The organism is Devosia sp., from assembly GCF_036406155.1.
Lineage (GTDB): Bacteria > Pseudomonadota > Alphaproteobacteria > Rhizobiales > Devosiaceae > Devosia_A.
Genome location: NZ_DASWVV010000143.1, coordinates 1 through 15,831, shown reverse-complemented (window position 1 = coordinate 15,831; position 15,831 = coordinate 1). Strand labels below are relative to the sequence as shown.

At 68.3% G+C, this 15,831-nt stretch carries 16 protein-coding genes and 1 pseudogene; 13 read left to right on the top strand and 4 right to left on the bottom strand.

Annotated elements, in window-relative coordinates; all coding sequences use genetic code 11:
* The first annotated feature begins 822 nt into the window (after window positions 1-822).
* Together rpe and purB are read left to right on the top strand one after the other, a co-directional pair.
* Window positions 823-1,503 carry a ribulose-phosphate 3-epimerase gene (rpe, locus tag VGD93_RS09165; RefSeq protein ID WP_395011329.1) on the top strand — a complete coding sequence of 227 codons (681 nt, stop codon included), beginning with the start codon at window positions 823-825 and terminating at the stop codon, window positions 1,501-1,503.
* A 35-nt stretch (window positions 1,504-1,538) separates the two neighbouring features.
* On the top strand, window positions 1,539-2,861 hold the full coding sequence (gene purB / locus VGD93_RS09160) for an adenylosuccinate lyase (protein WP_395011327.1): 1,323 nt from the start codon (window positions 1,539-1,541) through the stop codon (window positions 2,859-2,861).
* 18 nt (window positions 2,862-2,879) lie between these two features.
* On the opposite strand, the gene VGD93_RS09155 is transcribed toward purB, so the two are convergent.
* Entirely contained in the window at window positions 2,880-3,203 is a 324-nt protein-coding gene (locus VGD93_RS09155) for a DUF1476 domain-containing protein (protein ID WP_395011325.1), read from the bottom strand.
* A 266-nt stretch (window positions 3,204-3,469) separates the two neighbouring features.
* Here VGD93_RS09155 and purC point away from each other — a divergent pair, with 266 nt between their 5' ends.
* From purC to VGD93_RS09100, 11 genes are all read left to right on the top strand, one after another.
* Window positions 3,470-4,234 carry a phosphoribosylaminoimidazolesuccinocarboxamide synthase gene (purC, locus tag VGD93_RS09150; protein WP_395011323.1) on the top strand — a complete coding sequence of 255 codons (765 nt, stop codon included), beginning with the start codon at window positions 3,470-3,472 and terminating at the stop codon, window positions 4,232-4,234.
* 45 nt (window positions 4,235-4,279) lie between these two features.
* Window positions 4,280-4,528: a phosphoribosylformylglycinamidine synthase subunit PurS gene (gene purS / locus VGD93_RS09145; protein WP_395011321.1), complete on the top strand. Its 249-nt coding sequence runs from the start codon at window positions 4,280-4,282 to the stop codon at window positions 4,526-4,528.
* A 488-nt stretch (window positions 4,529-5,016) separates the two neighbouring features.
* A complete protein-coding gene (locus tag VGD93_RS09140) occupies window positions 5,017-6,105 on the top strand; it encodes an acyltransferase family protein (RefSeq protein ID WP_395011319.1) in 1,089 nt (362 codons plus the stop codon).
* A 90-nt stretch (window positions 6,106-6,195) separates the two neighbouring features.
* Entirely contained in the window at window positions 6,196-6,864 is a 669-nt protein-coding gene (purQ, locus tag VGD93_RS09135) for a phosphoribosylformylglycinamidine synthase subunit PurQ (protein WP_395011317.1), read from the top strand.
* Between the two features lie 10 nt (window positions 6,865-6,874).
* Window positions 6,875-7,531, top strand: coding sequence for a Pr6Pr family membrane protein (locus tag VGD93_RS09130; protein WP_395011316.1), 657 nt, complete (start codon window positions 6,875-6,877; stop codon window positions 7,529-7,531).
* Window positions 7,532-7,618: 87 nt separating this feature from the next.
* Window positions 7,619-9,850, top strand: a complete 2,232-nt coding sequence (purL, locus tag VGD93_RS09125; protein ID WP_395011314.1) for a phosphoribosylformylglycinamidine synthase subunit PurL — start codon at window positions 7,619-7,621, stop codon at window positions 9,848-9,850.
* 99 nt (window positions 9,851-9,949) lie between these two features.
* Window positions 9,950-10,543, top strand: a complete 594-nt coding sequence (locus VGD93_RS09120) for a hypothetical protein (protein WP_395011312.1) — start codon at window positions 9,950-9,952, stop codon at window positions 10,541-10,543.
* Window positions 10,544-10,642: 99 nt separating this feature from the next.
* Window positions 10,643-10,876 (top strand): BolA/IbaG family iron-sulfur metabolism protein, encoded by a 234-nt coding sequence (locus tag VGD93_RS09115; protein ID WP_395011310.1) that lies wholly within the window; start codon window positions 10,643-10,645, stop codon window positions 10,874-10,876.
* Between the two features lie 90 nt (window positions 10,877-10,966).
* Window positions 10,967-11,302 (top strand): Grx4 family monothiol glutaredoxin, encoded by a 336-nt coding sequence (gene grxD / locus VGD93_RS09110; RefSeq protein WP_395011308.1) that lies wholly within the window; start codon window positions 10,967-10,969, stop codon window positions 11,300-11,302.
* A 169-nt stretch (window positions 11,303-11,471) separates the two neighbouring features.
* The gene (locus VGD93_RS09105) at window positions 11,472-12,701 is read left to right on the top strand and encodes an MFS transporter (protein ID WP_395011306.1); all 1,230 of its coding nucleotides are present in this window, start codon (window positions 11,472-11,474) and stop codon (window positions 12,699-12,701) included.
* A 93-nt stretch (window positions 12,702-12,794) separates the two neighbouring features.
* Window positions 12,795-14,018, top strand: coding sequence for a multidrug effflux MFS transporter (locus tag VGD93_RS09100; RefSeq protein WP_395011304.1), 1,224 nt, complete (start codon window positions 12,795-12,797; stop codon window positions 14,016-14,018).
* Window positions 14,019-14,043: 25 nt separating this feature from the next.
* Here VGD93_RS09100 and VGD93_RS09095 read toward each other — a convergent pair whose 3' ends face one another.
* The 3 genes and pseudogenes from VGD93_RS09095 to VGD93_RS09085 all read right to left on the bottom strand — a co-directional run.
* Window positions 14,044-14,775, bottom strand: coding sequence for an SAM-dependent methyltransferase (locus VGD93_RS09095; RefSeq protein ID WP_395011303.1), 732 nt, complete (start codon window positions 14,773-14,775; stop codon window positions 14,044-14,046).
* Between the two features lie 20 nt (window positions 14,776-14,795).
* Window positions 14,796-15,620 carry an inositol monophosphatase family protein gene (locus tag VGD93_RS09090; protein ID WP_395011301.1) on the bottom strand — a complete coding sequence of 275 codons (825 nt, stop codon included), beginning with the start codon at window positions 15,618-15,620 and terminating at the stop codon, window positions 14,796-14,798.
* A pseudogene (locus VGD93_RS09085) lies at window positions 15,617-15,831 on the bottom strand (tRNA 2-thiocytidine(32) synthetase TtcA); the annotation flags it as partial. The pseudogene VGD93_RS09085 and the gene VGD93_RS09090, both read right to left, overlap by 4 nt.

The window sequence follows — 15,831 nt, the reverse complement described above, 5'->3', positions numbered from 1 at the left end:
GGGGGCGGGGAGCCCGACTGCCAGCCTTCCTGTTGGCGGGTCCGCCCCTTCCGCCCCCGTTTCCTCCGCCTGCCCCACCCCCCTCGTTCTCCGCCCCAACCACCGACGCCTCTCAGCTGCAAATCGGTCCTATTTGCTTCTCGAATGCGTACGAACACCTACCCGGGACAAAACTTGTCCCCGCCTTCTCCACCCCCTGTAGACTCCCCCCATCCGCGCACCGAAGCGAGGTTGCAAACGAGCAGCTGGTGCGAGGGAGGCCGGGTGGGCGGGGCGTCGGCTCCGTCCAGGCTGAAAGCGTTTCGGCGTGGGCCGGTTAGCCGGTCAAGCCGCTACAGACGCGGGGGGAGCTGCAATGGGGGCTCCCCGAGGGACGACGGCCGCCACCCTTGAGGCGGCCGGGAGTTTCCCTGCCGCCGCACGGCTCCACCGGAGCCGTCGCGGGGCGGGGAACGGCCGAAGCGGGTTCGCCCGCCCGGCTGGCGAGGCGATGCGGGGGCTCCCCCGGTCGACCAAGCCGCCCACCGTCCTCGCGATGCGGCAGGGGATGCACCCCGCCCGGCGCGCCATAGGCCCAAAATCCCGGCCGCACCGGCGAGGCGCAGCCTCTCCAATTGCGGACTACCCGCTCCGAGGCAAGCGCCTCGCCGGGGCCGCTTCTCACGCGGAAGCGGCAAGAGACGAAGATGAAACCGTAAGGCGAAACGCCGGGGCGGGTTTTTCGCATGCACCCTCCTCCCATCGTCTCAGCCCCGCCCACTTGTCGCCGCCGGGGGGGAGCGGTAAGGACCACTGCCAGGCCCCCAGCACCACCGAGGTTCCATGTCCCGCCAGCCGCTCCGGATCGCGCCCTCCATCCTGTCCGCCGATTTCGCGCGCCTCGGCGAGGAAGTCCGCGCCATCGACGCGGGCGGGGCGGACTATGTCCATGTCGACGTCATGGACGGGCACTTCGTCCCCAACATCACCATCGGGCCGCTCATCGTCGCGGCCATCCGCCCGCACACTCAAAAGGTCATCGACTGCCACCTGATGATCGCGCCGGCCGATCCCTACCTTGCCGCCTTCGCCCAAGCCGGCGCCGACATCATCACCGTGCACGCCGAAGCCGGCCCGCATCTGCACCGTTCGCTGCAGGCCATCCGCGCGCTGGGCAAGCGCGCCGGCGTCGCCATCAACCCGGCGACCCCGGTGTCGGCGCTCGCGCATGTCGTCGACGACATCGACCTCATACTGATCATGAGCGTCAACCCCGGCTTCGGCGGGCAGAGCTTCATCGCCGAGAGCTATGCCAAGATCCGCCAGGCCCGCGCGCTGATCGGCGGCCGGCCCATAGACCTCGAGGTCGACGGCGGCGTTACCGCGGCCAATGCCGGCGAGCTCGCCGCCGCCGGCGCCGACGTCCTGGTGGCCGGCACGGCGGTGTTTTCCGGTAACGATCCGTCGACCTATGCCGGGCGCATCGCCGCCATCCGCAACGCCGCCCAGACCGTCCAGGTCTGAGCCGCCCCCGCCCTCGAACGCAAGAGCCCAAGCCCATGATTCCGCGCTATTCCCGCCCCGAGATGGTCGCCATCTGGTCGCCGGAAACCCGCTTCCGCATCTGGTTCGAGATCGAGGCGCACGCCACCACCGCGCTCAGCGAACTGGGCGTCGTGCCAAAGGAGGCGGCCGAGGCGATCTGGCAGAAGGGCAGCGCGGCGACCTTCGACGTCGCCCGCATCGAGGAGATCGAGCGCACGACGAAGCACGACGTCATCGCCTTCCTGACCCACCTCGCCGAGATCGTGGGGCCGGAGGCGCGCTTCGTGCACCAGGGCATGACGTCGTCGGACGTGCTCGATACCTGCCTCTCCGTGCAGCTGAGCCGCGCCGCCGACCTGCTGCTCGCCGATCTCGACAAGCTGCTGGCGGCGCTCGCGCGCCGGGCGATGGAGCACAAATACACCATCACCATCGGCCGCAGCCACGGCATCCACGCCGAGCCGACCACCTTCGGGGTCAAGCTGGCCGAGGCGCATGCCGAGTTCGCCCGCAACCGCGCCCGGCTGCTCGCCGCCCGCCGCGAGATCGCGGTCTGCGCCATTTCCGGCGCCGTCGGCACCTTCGCCAATATCGACCCGGCGGTCGAAGCCTATGTCGCCGAGCGCCTGCAGCTCGCCGTCGAACCGGTCTCGACGCAGGTCATCCCGCGCGACCGGCACGCCATGTTCTTCGCCACGCTGGGCGTCATCGCCTCCTCGATCGAGCGGCTGGCCACCGAGATCCGGCATTTGCAGCGCACCGAGGTGCTGGAGGCCGAGGAATATTTCTCCCCCGGCCAGAAGGGCTCGTCGGCAATGCCGCACAAGCGCAACCCGGTGCTCTCGGAGAACCTCACCGGCCTCGCCCGCATCGTGCGCGGCATGGTCACCCCGGCGCTCGAGAACGTCGCCCTGTGGCACGAGCGCGACATCTCGCATTCCTCGGTGGAGCGCATGATCGGGCCGGACGCCACCATCACCCTGGATTTCGCCCTGGCGCGGCTGACCGGGCTGATCGAGAACCTGCTCGTCTACCCCGAGAACATGCGGCGCAATCTCGACCTGCTCGGCGGGCTGCACAATTCGCAGCGCGTGCTGCTCGCCCTCACCCAGGCCGGGATGAGCCGCGAGGACGCCTATGCCGCCGTGCAGCGCAACGCCATGCGGGTGTGGGAGGCACGCGGCGACCGCGCCGGCCTGTTCGCCGCCAATCTCAAGGCGGATGCCGACGTGTCGGCCCGGCTGACGGACGCGGAAATCGACGCCATGTTCGACGATGCCTACCATCTGAGGCACGTCGACACGATCTTCGAGCGGGTGTTCGGGCCGGCCGCCTGAGGCCGCCGGCACCGGGCCTCAGCCTTCGGCCAGCACCTGCTCGCGGGCGGTCTGCACCAGTTCGGCCATCTTGGCGCGAATCGTCTCCTCGGTGACCGCAGTGCCCTTGGCCTTGAGGTCCCCGGCGATCTTGCGGAACACGTCCTCGTCGCCGGCTTCCTGGAAATCGGCAGCCACCACCTCGGCCGCATAGGCGTTGGCGGCGTCGCCGCTCAGCCCCATCTGCTCGGCCGCCCACAGGCCCAGCAGCTTGTTGCGGCGGGCCTCGGCCTTGAAGCGGAGCTCTGCGTCGTGGGCAAACTTGGCCTCCTGGCCCTTTTGACGTTCCTCGAATCCGGCCATCTGTTCTCTCCGCACTTCAGGTCTGAGGGTGGCGCCGCGCGCCGGGCCCCGACTTATGCCGGAAGCGCAGGCAAAATCAACGCCCGTGCATCGCGGCAATTGGTCAGCTCACATGAACGCCGGCGGCGGGCTTTGGCTGCACCCGCCCGCGCCTGCGGCGGGGCGGCGGCGGTCGCTCCGGCGGGGGCGCGAAAGGGCTTGCATTCGCCGGCCGTTCTGGCGCATGAACGCGCCCAATCCACCTCCTTGACCACGGCGGGACCTGTATGAACCGTAGGCGGAAGATCTATGAGGGCAAGGCCAAGATCCTGTACGAGGGTCCCGAGCCCGGCACGCTCGTGCAGTACTTCAAGGACGACGCGACGGCCGGCAACGGCGCGCGCCACGAGGTGATCGACGGCAAGGGCGTCCTCAACAACCGGATTTCCGAGTTCATCTTCACCAAGCTCAACGGGCTCGGCATCCCGACGCACTTCCTGCGCCGCATCAACATGCGCGAGCAGCTGATCAAGGAAGTCGAGATCATCCCGCTCGAGATCATCGTGCGCAACTTCGCCGCCGGCTCGCTGGTCAAGCGCCTCGGGCTCGAGCCGGGCACGCAGCTGCCGCGCTCGATCATCGAGTTCTGCTACAAGGACGACGCGCTGGGCGACCCGATGGTCTCGGAGGAGCACATCACCGCCTTCGGCTGGGCCACGCCGCAGGAGCTGGACGACATCATGTCGCTGGCCATCCGCGTCAACGATTTCCTCACCGGCCTGTTCATGGGCGTCGGCATCCAGCTCGTCGACTTCAAGATCGAGTGCGGCCGGCTCTACGAGAACGACATGATGCGCATCGTGCTGGCCGACGAGATCTCCCCCGACAACTGCCGGCTGTGGGACATCAAGACCCGCAACAAGCTCGACAAGGACCGCTTCCGCGAGAATCTGGGCGGCCTCGTCGATGCCTATCGCGAGGTGGCGCAGCGGCTCGGCATCCTGGTGGAAACCGACAACGCATTGACCACCGGTCCCCGACTCGTGCAGTGACCTGCCGCGGGGTATCGCTGCCCCGCCTGCCTGTGGAATCCGTCAATGAAAGCGCGCGTCACCGTTACCCTCAAGTCGGGCGTCCTCGACCCGCAGGGCCAGGCCATCCAGGGCTCGCTGCAGAGCCTGGGCTTTGCCGGCGTGACGGCGGTGCGCCAGGGCAAGGTCTTCGACCTCGAGCTGAGCGGCAGCGATGCCGCCCAGGCCGAAGCCGATCTCAAGGCCATGTGCGAGAAGCTGCTCGCCAATACCGTCATCGAGAACTACACGATCGAGATCGCCGCCCAGGCCTGATCCCGCCGTCCCCCGCCGCCGAAAGCCGTACCGCCTCGCAGCCGGCCGCTGCGTGAACCCTGTGTTGTCTGCCCCCCGATGTTCAAGACCATCTCCCTGTCCGTCCTGTTCTTCATCACGATCGGCCTGCTGTTCGCCGCCTACGCCTCGCTGCCGGCCTGACACGCCGCGGTCGTCGGCATTTTTCGTCCGTTAACCGTCCGCGTTCAGGTTCCATTCAGCCTTACGGGTGCATGTGAAGTAACGAAGGCCTCGCGCCGCTTACTCCATTCCCGAAGACTGTCGATGATCCGCACTTTCTCAATATCCGCCCTGTTCTTTCTTTCGCTCGGCCTGCTGCTGGCCAGCTACGCACAACTGCCGATCGCGATCTGATGCATCGCATTTTATCGGTTAAGCACGCCGCTTAAGCCTGTCCGCCATCTCCTGCAGCGCCATGCGCGTCGCCGGTGTATGACGCTGCCGACCTGTTCACTGGAGCATGCGGCATGCCCGGCACCCCTGCCCGCCTCGACTGGGTCGACACCGCCAAGGGCCTGTCGATCATCCTCGTCGTCATGATGCACTCGGCCTACGGCGTCGGCGAAGCCACCGGTGAGGTAAGCTATCTCAACTATGTCATCGGCTGGGCCACGCCGTTCCGCATGCCCGAGTTCTTCCTGATCTCGGGGCTGTTCCTCGGCCAGGTGATCGCCCGGCCGTGGAAGCTCTACGCCGACCGCCGGGTGGTGCACTATCTGTACTTCTACCTGTTGTGGGCGGCGCTGCAGATCCTGGTGAAGGTCGGGCTCGGCGAGGGTGACCTCACCGGGGCGCTGGCCGGCATCGCGCTCGCCGTTGTCGAGCCCTACGGCGTGCTCTGGTTCATCTACCTGCTCGGCGGGTTCAGCCTCGCAGCCAAGCTCGTGCATACGCTCGGCGTGCCGCACTGGGTGGCGCTTGCCGGCGCCGCGGCGCTGCAGGTGGCTCCGGTCCATACCGGCGTCTACGCCTTCGACCAGTTCGCCGAATATCTCGTCTATTTCTACGCCGGCTACGCGCTGGCACCGCTGGTGTTCCGCATCGTCGCCGCCGCCCAGCGCCACCTCGCGCTCAGCCTGCTGGCCCTGCTCGGCTACGCCGTCGCCAGCTTCTATCTCGTCTTTGCCGGCGGCGCCGAACTGCACCCGGACGGGCTCAAGATGGGCTATGCCGCCCTGCCCGGCCTGCACCTCGCCCTCGCCCTCGCCGGCTCGCTCGCCGTCTGCGCAAGCGCCGCGCTGCTCGCCCGGTTGCCGGCGATGGATTGGCTGCGCTGGCTCGGCGAACACTCGATCGTCGTCTATCTGAGCTTCTCCATCCCCATGGCGGCCAGCCGCGTCCTGCTGCTCAAGCTCGGCGTCATCGACGACGCCGGCATCCTCGGCACCATCGTCATGCTCGTCGCCCTTGGCGCACCGCTCGTCCTCTACTGGCTGGTCCGCTGGAGCGGCCGGGGCCGGTTCCTGTTCGAGCGCCCGGCCTGGGCCCACCTGCCCGGCACGCCCGGCCGCCGCGGCCCGGCGGTTGCGCCGGCGCCCGCCATAGCCGGATCGTGAACCGCGCCGGCAGGGATTCGGCGCGCAGCCGCTTGCGTTTCGCACGGACATTCACCACAAGACGGTGATTGCTTCGCTCGAGGCCCGCCGATGAAGTCCGCCGTCGTCACCTTTCCCGGTTCCAACCGCGATCACGACATGATCGTCGCCCTGACCAGGGTCGGCGGCACGCCCCCGGCAATCGTCTGGCACAAGGACACCGAGGTCCCCGCCGTCGATCTCATCGTCATCCCCGGCGGCTTCTCCTATGGCGACTATTTGCGTGCCGGCGCCATCGCCGCCCGCTCGCCGGTCATGGACATCGTCCGCGAGCGCGCCGCCCGGGGGGTCAAGGTGCTGGGCGTGTGCAACGGCTTCCAGGTGCTGACCGAGGCCGGCCTGCTACCGGGGGTGCTGATGCGCAACGCCTCGCTGCGCTTCGTTTGCCGGGAGGTCCGGCTGGAGGTCGTCAACGCCGATACCGCCTTCACCCGCGGCTACGCGCCGGGCCAGGTGATCCGCGCGCCCGTCGCCCATCACGACGGCAACTATTTCGCCGACAGCGAGACGCTCGCCGCCATCGAGGGCAACGGCCAGGTCGCCTTCCGCTATGCCGAGGGTACCAACCCGAACGGCTCGATCCACGACATCGCCGGCGTCCTCAACCAGGACAAGAACGTGCTGGGCCTCATGCCGCACCCGGAAAACCTGATCGAATCCGCCCATGGCGGCACCGACGGCCTGCCCCTGTTCTCGGGGCTGCTGCAACAGGTTGCCTGAGGCGCCGGCCTTGCGTTCGGTCGCGCTCGTGCTCGGCATGCTCATCGGCATCGCCGGACTCGCCACCGACTTTGCCGTGATGGTGCCGTCGCTGCTCAGCGTCACGCCGGCGAACCCCGTGGCGCGCTCCCTGCCCGACGCGCTCATCAGGTTCTGGACCTATTTCACCCACCTCACCAACCTCGGGCTGGTGCTCGTCTACCTCGCCGCCCTCACGGGCTGGGGCTGGCTTTCCTGGTTCGGCCGGCCGCAGACGCGGGCGCTCATGGCCGGCTACATCCTGCTCGTGATGCTGTACTACCACTTCGTGCTGGCGCCCCTGTATCACTTCGAGGGGCCGCTACTGGTTGCCACCATCCTGCTCCACTACGTAGCGCCGCTCTATTATCTCGGCTGGTGGGCGATCGGCGCACCGCACGGCGACCTGCGCCTGGCAGCCATCCCGGCCATGCTGGTTCCCGGCCTCGCCTATCTCGCCTGGGCCCTGGCGCGCGGCGCGGTGACCGGAGAGTACCCCTACGACATCCTCGACGCGGGCAAGAACGGCTATGGCGCGGTGGCCATAGGAATCGCCGCCCTGCTGGCAGCCGTCACCGTGTTCTGCACCCTCGTCGTCGCCGCCGACCGGGTCATCCCGCGCCTCGTGCGCCAGCGCACGCCGGGCTGAGCGGCTGCCCCCTTTTGCTTCGCTTCCTGCACCGGCTTGCGCTATAGCGTGGCATCCGCGCCCGCCCTACGGAATCGCCCCCTGTCCATGAGCATCCCGAACGACATTCCCATCACGCCCGAACTGGTTGCCGATCACGGGCTCAAGCCCGACGAATACCAGAAGATCCTCGATCTCATCGGCCGCGAGCCGACCTTCACCGAGCTGGGCATCTTCTCGGCGATGTGGAACGAGCACTGCTCGTACAAATCCTCCAAGAAGTGGCTGCGGACGCTGCCGACGACCGGCCCGCGCGTCATCCAGGGGCCCGGGGAGAATGCCGGCGTCGTCGACATCGGCGACGGCCAGGCCGTGGTTTTCAAGATGGAGAGCCACAACCACCCCAGCTATATCGAGCCCTACCAGGGCGCGGCGACCGGGGTCGGCGGCATCCTGCGCGACGTCTTCACCATGGGCGCACGCCCCGTCGCGGCGATGAATGCCCTGCGCTTCGGCGATCCCGGACACGAAAAGACGCGGCACCTGGTCGCCGGCGTGGTCGCCGGCGTGGGCGGCTACGGCAACAGCTTCGGCGTGCCCACCGTAGGCGGCGAAGTCGAGTTCGACGAGCGCTACAACGGCAACATCCTGGTCAACGCCTTCGCCGCCGGCCTCGCCGACGCCGACAAGATCTTCTATTCCAAGGCCCGGGGCATCGGCCTGCCGGTAGTCTATCTCGGCGCCAGGACCGGCCGCGACGGCGTCGGCGGCGCCACCATGGCCTCCGCCGAGTTCGGCGACGACATCGACGAGAAACGCCCCACCGTGCAGGTCGGCGATCCCTTCACCGAGAAGCGCCTGCTCGAGGCCTGCCTCGAGCTCATGGCCACGGGCGCCGTCATCGCCATCCAGGACATGGGCGCGGCCGGCCTCACCTGCTCGGCCGTCGAGATGGGAGCCAAGGGCGACCTCGGCATCGAGCTCGACCTCGACAAGGTGCCGGTGCGCGAAGAGCGCATGACGCCCTACGAGATGATGCTGTCGGAGAGCCAGGAGCGCATGCTCATGGTGCTGCACCCCGACAAGGAAGCGGCGGCGCGCGCCGTCTTCGAGAAATGGGAGCTAGATTTCGCCACGGTCGGGCGCACCACGGACGACCTGAGGTTCCGCGTGCTGTGGCAGGGCGACGAGGTCGCCAACCTGCCGATCAAGGAGCTGGGCGACGAGGCGCCCGAGTACGACCGGCCGTGGGACATGCCGGTGCCACCGCCCCCGCTCGCTCCCGACGACATCCCGCAGATGGACGTCGCCGACGCCCTCCTACGCATGATCGGCTCGCCGGCGCTGTGTTCGCGGCGCTGGGTGTACGAGCAGTACGACACCTGGATCCAGGGCAACTCGCTGCAGCGGCCGGGCGGGGATGCCGGCGTCATCCGCGTCGACGGCCACCCGACCAAGGCGCTGGCCTTCACCTCCGACGTCACGCCGCGCTATTGCGAGGCCGATCCCTTCGAGGGCGGCAAGCAGGCCGTCGCCGAAGCCTGGCGCAACCTCACCGCCGTCGGCGCCGACCCGATCGCGGCCACCGACAACCTCAATTTCGGCAATCCCGAGCGGCCCGAGATCATGGGCCAGCTGGTGCAGGCCGTCAAAGGCATCGGCGAAGCCTGCCGGGCGCTCGACTTCCCCATCGTTTCGGGGAACGTGTCGCTCTACAACGAAACCAACGGCCGCGGCATCCTGCCGACCCCGACCATCGGCGGCGTCGGCCTCATCCCGGACTGGACGCGCATGGCGCGCAGCGGCTTCGCCGCCGAGGGCGAGGCCATCCTGCTGTTCGGGGCACCGGACTGGTGGGGCACGCATCTGGGCCAGTCGATCTACCTGCGCGACCTCTTCGGCCGCCGCGACGGCCCGCCGCCGCCCGTCGACCTCGCGCATGAGAAGAAGGTCGGCGACCTCGTCCGCACCCTGATCCGCGACGGCATCGCCACCGCCGTGCACGACCTGTCCGATGGCGGCCTCGCCATTGCCCTCGCCGAGATGGCCATCGCCTCCGGCATCGGCGCCACGGTCAACCAGCTCGAGGGCGGCGACCCCATCCCGCTCTTCTTCGGCGAGGACCAGGGGCGCTACCTCGTCACCATGAAGCGAGAAACGCTCGACCGCTTCTTCGAGGACATCTACCCCAGTGCCGGCGTGTTCGCGCCGTGGATCGGCAATACAGGCGGGACCGCGCTGACCCTCGGGGAAGCCCGGCCGATCCCGCTCGCCGAGCTGCGCGCCGCCCACGAAGCCTGGTTCCCACGCTACATGGGAGGCGAACTCGAGGGGCATTAGCCGGCGCGAGGCGAGGCGGGGCGGCGCCGTTTCCATTGCCCCGTCATGTTCGCGTCGCTTTGTCGGCTATGCTGGCGGCGAAGGAGGGAGAAACAGCCCATGAGCAAGCCCGCAACCGCCCGGCGCGCCGTCATCCTGCTCGCGCTCGCGGCCCTTGGCGGCGGCGCGCTGGCGCAGGAGCAGCCGCAGGTCGTCATCGATCGCGGCCTGACCGACGACCTGCCCTATACCGCCATCTATCCCAACGTCTTCCGCTCGGTGGACGACGGCAGCCCGGCGACCATCCTGACGCTGCAGCACCCAGGCGCCCCCTTGCAGTGCGACGTCTTCGCGGTCGCCGGCGGGGATGCGGACTGGTCCGCCGAAACCGCGCTCGACAAGCTCGACATCAAGGGCATCGAGGCGAGCTGGGTGACGGATTTCCCCGGCTTCAAGGTGGTCGCGCGGAACGTCGTGAATTTCGCCAGCGGTCCCGCCCTGCTCTACGAGGGCGAGAGCGACAATTCGCCGCTCGGCGTGCCGCTGCGCATCGTGCATGCCGAAGCGGTCGCCGGGGGCCTCACCTATGCCATCGAGTGCCTGATGGAAAAGGCCATTGCCGGCGAGGCCCGGCCGCTGGTCGATTTCATCATCGCCAACTTTTCGACCCGCTCCGACGGCGAGTGCTGCATCCCGCTCGACGACCGCGGCTAGCCCGGCGCCCCGGGGGCGCGCGGCCGGTGCGAGGATTGAAGCGGCCCGACCTGCATGCCATATGACTCCCACACGTCACGACCAACGCAGGGAATCGCCATGGGCATGGCCGCCAACGAAATCGAACGCCGCATCAAGGCCGCGCTCCCCGACGCCAAGGTCGAGATCCGCGACCTCGCGGGCGACGGCGACCACTACGCGGCGACGGTGATCTCCGAATCCTTCCGCGGCAAGTCCCGGGTTCAGCAGCACCAGATGGTCAACGCCGCCTTTGGCGACGACCTCGGCACCGTGCTGCATTCGCTCGCGCTGCAGACGCGCACGCCGGACTGAGGGCCTGACGAAAACCTCGACAGCGGCGCAAAGCTGTCTTATCTACTCAGGAAATTCTCCGGCCCTCCCCGGATGGCGAAAGGCACCGAAATGACCGACATCAACGCTTTCATCGACGACAAGGTGAAGAACAACGACGTCTTCCTGTTCATGAAGGGGTCGCCGGATTTCCCGCAGTGCGGCTTCTCCGGGCGCGTCGTCCAGATCCTCAACTATCTCGGCGTCCAGTACGGCAGCGCCAACGTGCTCGAGAACCAGGAACTGCGCGAGGGCATCAAGGCCTATTCCAACTGGCCGACCATTCCCCAGCTCTATGTCAAGGGCGAGTTCGTCGGCGGCGCCGACATCGTTTCGGAAATGTTCCAGGCCGGCGAGTTGCAGGCGCACTTCGCCGACAAGGGCGTGCCGGTCAAGCAGACCGCCTGATCGCGTCCGTTTCGCCACGCTCGACGGCCGGATTCATCCGGCCGTTTTCGTCTGCATGCCCGCGGCAAGGCTGCCCGGCGCATGAATTCCAGTGATCCGATCCATCACCCCTTTGCGCTTCCCGCGGCCGCCCGGCCGGCGTAAACAGGGCTCTGAAGAAAGGGTCGACATGTCCGCCATCACCATTTCCGCGCCGGCTCGCCCGGGCATTCCCCTGCCCGTGATCATCCTGGCGGGCTGTCTCATCGCCGCCATCGGCTTCGGCGTGCGCGGGGCGATGGGCCTGTTCACCCTGCCGATGACGGCCGATCTCGGCCTCAGCCGCGAGGAATGGGGCATGGCCATGGCCATCCAGAACCTCGCCTGGGGCATTGCCCAGCCGTTCGCCGGCGGCTTCGCCGATAGATACGGCACCGCCCGCGTGCTCTCCGTGGGCGCGCTCATCTATGGCGGCGGCATCATCCTCATGGCCTTCTCGCCCACCGCGCCCCTGCTCTATCTCTCCGCGGGCATCGTCACCGGCGTCGGCATCTCGGTTGCCTCCTTCACCGTCGTCATGGCGGCCTTCGGGCGCTCCGTGCCGCCGGAGAAGCGCAGCTTCGTGTTCGGCATCGCCACCGCCGCCTCCTCGATGGGCCAGTTCGTCTTCGCGCCCGTCGGCCAGGCCTTCATCTCCAATTTCGGCTGGGCGACGGCGTTGGTCTATCTCGGCGGCGTGCTGCTGCTCATCGTGCCTCTGTCCGTCGCCCTGCGCGGCCGCACCGAAAGCGCGTCCGGGCACGCCGACCTGCCCTTCATGCAGGCGCTGGCGCGCTCCTGGGGGCACGGCTCGTATCGCCTGCTGGTGATCGGCTTCTTCGTGTGCGGCTTCCACATCGCCTTCATCAACGTGCACATGCCCGCCTATCTGGTGCAGTGCGGGCTGTCGCCGGAGGTGGGCAGCTGGTCCATCGCCGTGATCGGTCTGTTCAACATCGTCGGCTCGTTGCTGTCGGGCTATCTCGGCAGCCGCCTGCCCAAGCAGCTTCTGCTTGCGACCATCTACTTCTCGCGCGCCGTGATCATCGCCCTGTTCGTGCTGTTCCCCGTCACCGAACTCAGCGCCTACATGTTCGGGGCGGCGATGGGGCTGCTGTGGCTGTCCACCGTGCCGCTCACCGCCGGGCTGGTCAGCCTGTTCTTCGGCGCCCGCTACATGGGCATGCTGTACGGGGTCGCCTTCCTGTCGCACCAGCTCGGCTCCTTCATCGGCGTCTGGCTGGGCGGCTACGTCTTCGACCAGACCGGCTCGTACAGCCTCGTGTGGTACCTCGGTATCCTGCTCGGCCTGGGTTCGGCGATCATCCACATGCCCATCCGCGAGCGCAGCGCCCCCGCATTCCAGGCCGCCCTCGCCTGAAACCCCGTCTCCGCTTGTTACCCGTGACAGCGGGGGCCATGGTGCCGCCGCAGCGCGCCTGCAAGATTTCCAGACCGTCCGGACATTTGCCTCATGCCTTACAAAGCCACGGCGACGCGCGAGCTGACCCGTCCCGAGTTCATCGCCCTGCTCGCTGCCATCATGTCGCTCAACGCGCTGGCCATCGACGTGATGCTGCCGGCGCTGCCGCAGATGGGCGACGCCCTGGGCGTCGCCACCGAGAACGAGCGGCAATTCGTGATCGCCGCCTACATGCTGGGCTTCGGCGCCGCCCAGCTGGTCTTCGGGCCGCTGGCCGATCGCTTCGGCCGGCGCGGGCCTCTGCTCGTCGGCCTCGCCATCTACATCTCCTGCGCCTTCGCAGCCGCCTTCGCCACGGATTTCACGGTGCTGCTGGCGCTGCGGGCCATACAGGGCGTCGGCGCCTCCGCGACAAGGGTGGTCGCCAACTCCGTGGTGCGCGACCGCTTCGCCGGCCGCGCCATGGCCGAGGTGATGTCGCTGATCTTCATGGTGTTCATGGCGGTCCCGGTGATCGCCCCCGGCCTGGGGCAGGTGCTGCTGTTCGTCAGCCCCTGGCCGGCCCTGTTCATCTTCATGGCCGGGCTCGCCACGGTCTTCGGCCTGTGGGCGCTGCTGCGCCTGCCCGAAACGCTCGATCCGGCGCGGCGGCGGCCACTTACCGCCGCCGCCGTGATCGGCGGCTTCTCCATCGTCTTCGCCAATCGCATGGCCTTCTCGTACGGGCTTGCCGGCATGTTCCTGTTCGGCGCTTTGGTCGGCTTCATCAACACGGCGCAGCAGATCTATGTCGACGTGTTCGACCTCGGCGTCTGGTTTCCCGTCCCGTTCGCTGCCGTCGCCGGGCTGATGGCGGTTTCCTCCTTCCTCAATTCACGCATCGTGCGACACTTCGGGATGCGGCGGCTGAGCCACGGGGCCGTCCTCGTCTTCACCGGCGTCTCCGCCGTCTGGCTGGCGCTCAGCCTCGCCGGCCTGATGCCGCTGTGGCTGTTCCTCGGCCTGCACGCCGTGATCATGTTCACCTTCGGCTGGGCCGCCTCGAACATGAACTCCCTGTCGATGGAGCCGCTCGGCGCCGTCGCCGGCACCGCCTCGTCAGTGTTCGGCTTCATCCAGACGGTCGGCGGCGCGCTGCTCGGCACGGTGATCGGCCAGGCCTTCGACGGGACGCTCGTTCCCGTTTCCGGCGGCTATTTCGTGATGGGGGCGCTGGCGCTGGGCGCCATTCTCGTCGCCGAGAACGGCAAGCTGTTCGGCGTCGGCCACGCGTAACACCCCCCGACCGGCGAGCGCTAGCCTAGCCGTCGCGACGCGCCACGAAGATGGTCCAGCCCAGCAGCGGGCGGATGGCCCTGAGGTAGTGCAGCCAGTCCGCGCGGCTCTGCGTCAGCGCCGCGTCGTGGTCCGGATGCCCGGGGTTTTCGCGCGCCCATTCCAGCACTGCGTGGCGGTGATGGCTGACATAGCGCTCGTAATCGGCGTCCGAGGCGCTGATCAGCGCCGACACCACCGCGCCGTGCCGCTCGATCACGCCGATGGTGTCGGGCGCGTCGTGCGGCAGGTGCAGCTCCGGGCGCGGCACGGCCGGGCGGTGCCTGAGAGTCACGTCGCCGATGACCAGCGTGCCGCCCGGCCTAACCGCCCGGACCATCCAGTCGACCGCCGGCACGAAGCCCCCCAGCGCGAAACTTGCGCCCAGGCAGATGACGATGTCGTACGAGCCCGGCTCGGGTGTGAACGCGTCTGCCGGGCCGTCGACGAATGTCAGCCGGTCGCCGAGCCCCCGCTCCGCGGCCTTCTGCCGGGCGAAGGCGGCGAAGGCAGGATTGATCTCGAGCCCTGTACCGCGCAGGTCGAACTGTTCGGCCCAGCGCCGCATCACCCACGCCTTGCCGCAGCCGATATCGAGGACGCTCAGGCCGTCGCGGACGTCGCAATAATCGTCGAGCAGGCGCAGCTTGCGGTCGGTGACGGGGTTCTGGATCTCGATGTCGCGCTCGGCGATCGCCCAGTAGTCCTTGCTGTCCAACTCAGCCTCCCGCCAAGCTGCTAGAACGTGAAGACCTCGCTGCGCAGCTGCTTCCAGCAATCCTCGTTCGCCGCCACGAGCAAGCCGCCCGCGCGGTGCACCGGCAGGTAGCGCGAGCCGTCGAAGCGCGCCGCATACCCACCCGCCTCCTCGACGATGAGCGTACCGGCCAGATGATCCCAGGGCATCAGCTTGTTGAAGGCGGCGAAATGGATGTGCCCCGCGGCCAGCAGGCGGTAGGCGTGCCCGGCGACGCGGTAGTTGGCGGCCACCCGCACCTTGGCGAGGTTGGCAAGAATCTGCGGCTTGCGCGCGGCCGGCATGAAGGCCGTCGAGACGCAGCCCACCATCTGGGCCAGGTCCGGCGGGGTCGCCACCTGCAGGCGCATGTCGCGCCCCTGGTCGGGGAAGCGCATATAGGCACCGCCTCCCTTCTCGGCGAGCGCGAAATCGTCGCCCATCGGATCGTAGATGATGCCGGCGACGGTCTCCCCGTTCCGCACCACTGCCGCCATGACGGCGAACAGCGGCAGCCCGGCGGCGAAGTTCGCCGTGCCGTCGACCGGGTCGACCACCACTGCGAGCGCCGCGTCGTCGAGCGCAGCGAGAAGGCCGGGGTCCCGCGCGACCGATTCCTCGCCGACGAACAGCGCCTCCGGCAGCAAATTGCGGACCTCGGCTGCGATATGTCGTTCCGCCGCCTCGTCGGCCTCGGTGACGAGGTCGATGGCCTCGCTCTTCTGGCGCACCATGCCTTCGTCGAGGCGCCGGAACCGCGGCAGGATCTCCGCCTTCGCGGCCCGCCTGAGGATTGCCGCCAGGGCCGCGACGTCGACCGCGCTCATTGCCCCTCTCCCGGTCGCAGCGCCGCGAAATCGAACAGTTTCGGGTCGAGCAGATGGCTCGGCCGCACATTGCCCAGGGCCCGGATCATCACGTCCTTGCGGCCCGGCATGCGCCGCTCGATATCGTCGAGCATCGCCTTCATGGCATTGCGTTCGAGCCCATCCTGCGACCCGCACAGGTCGCACGGGATGATGGGGAACGCCATCGCCT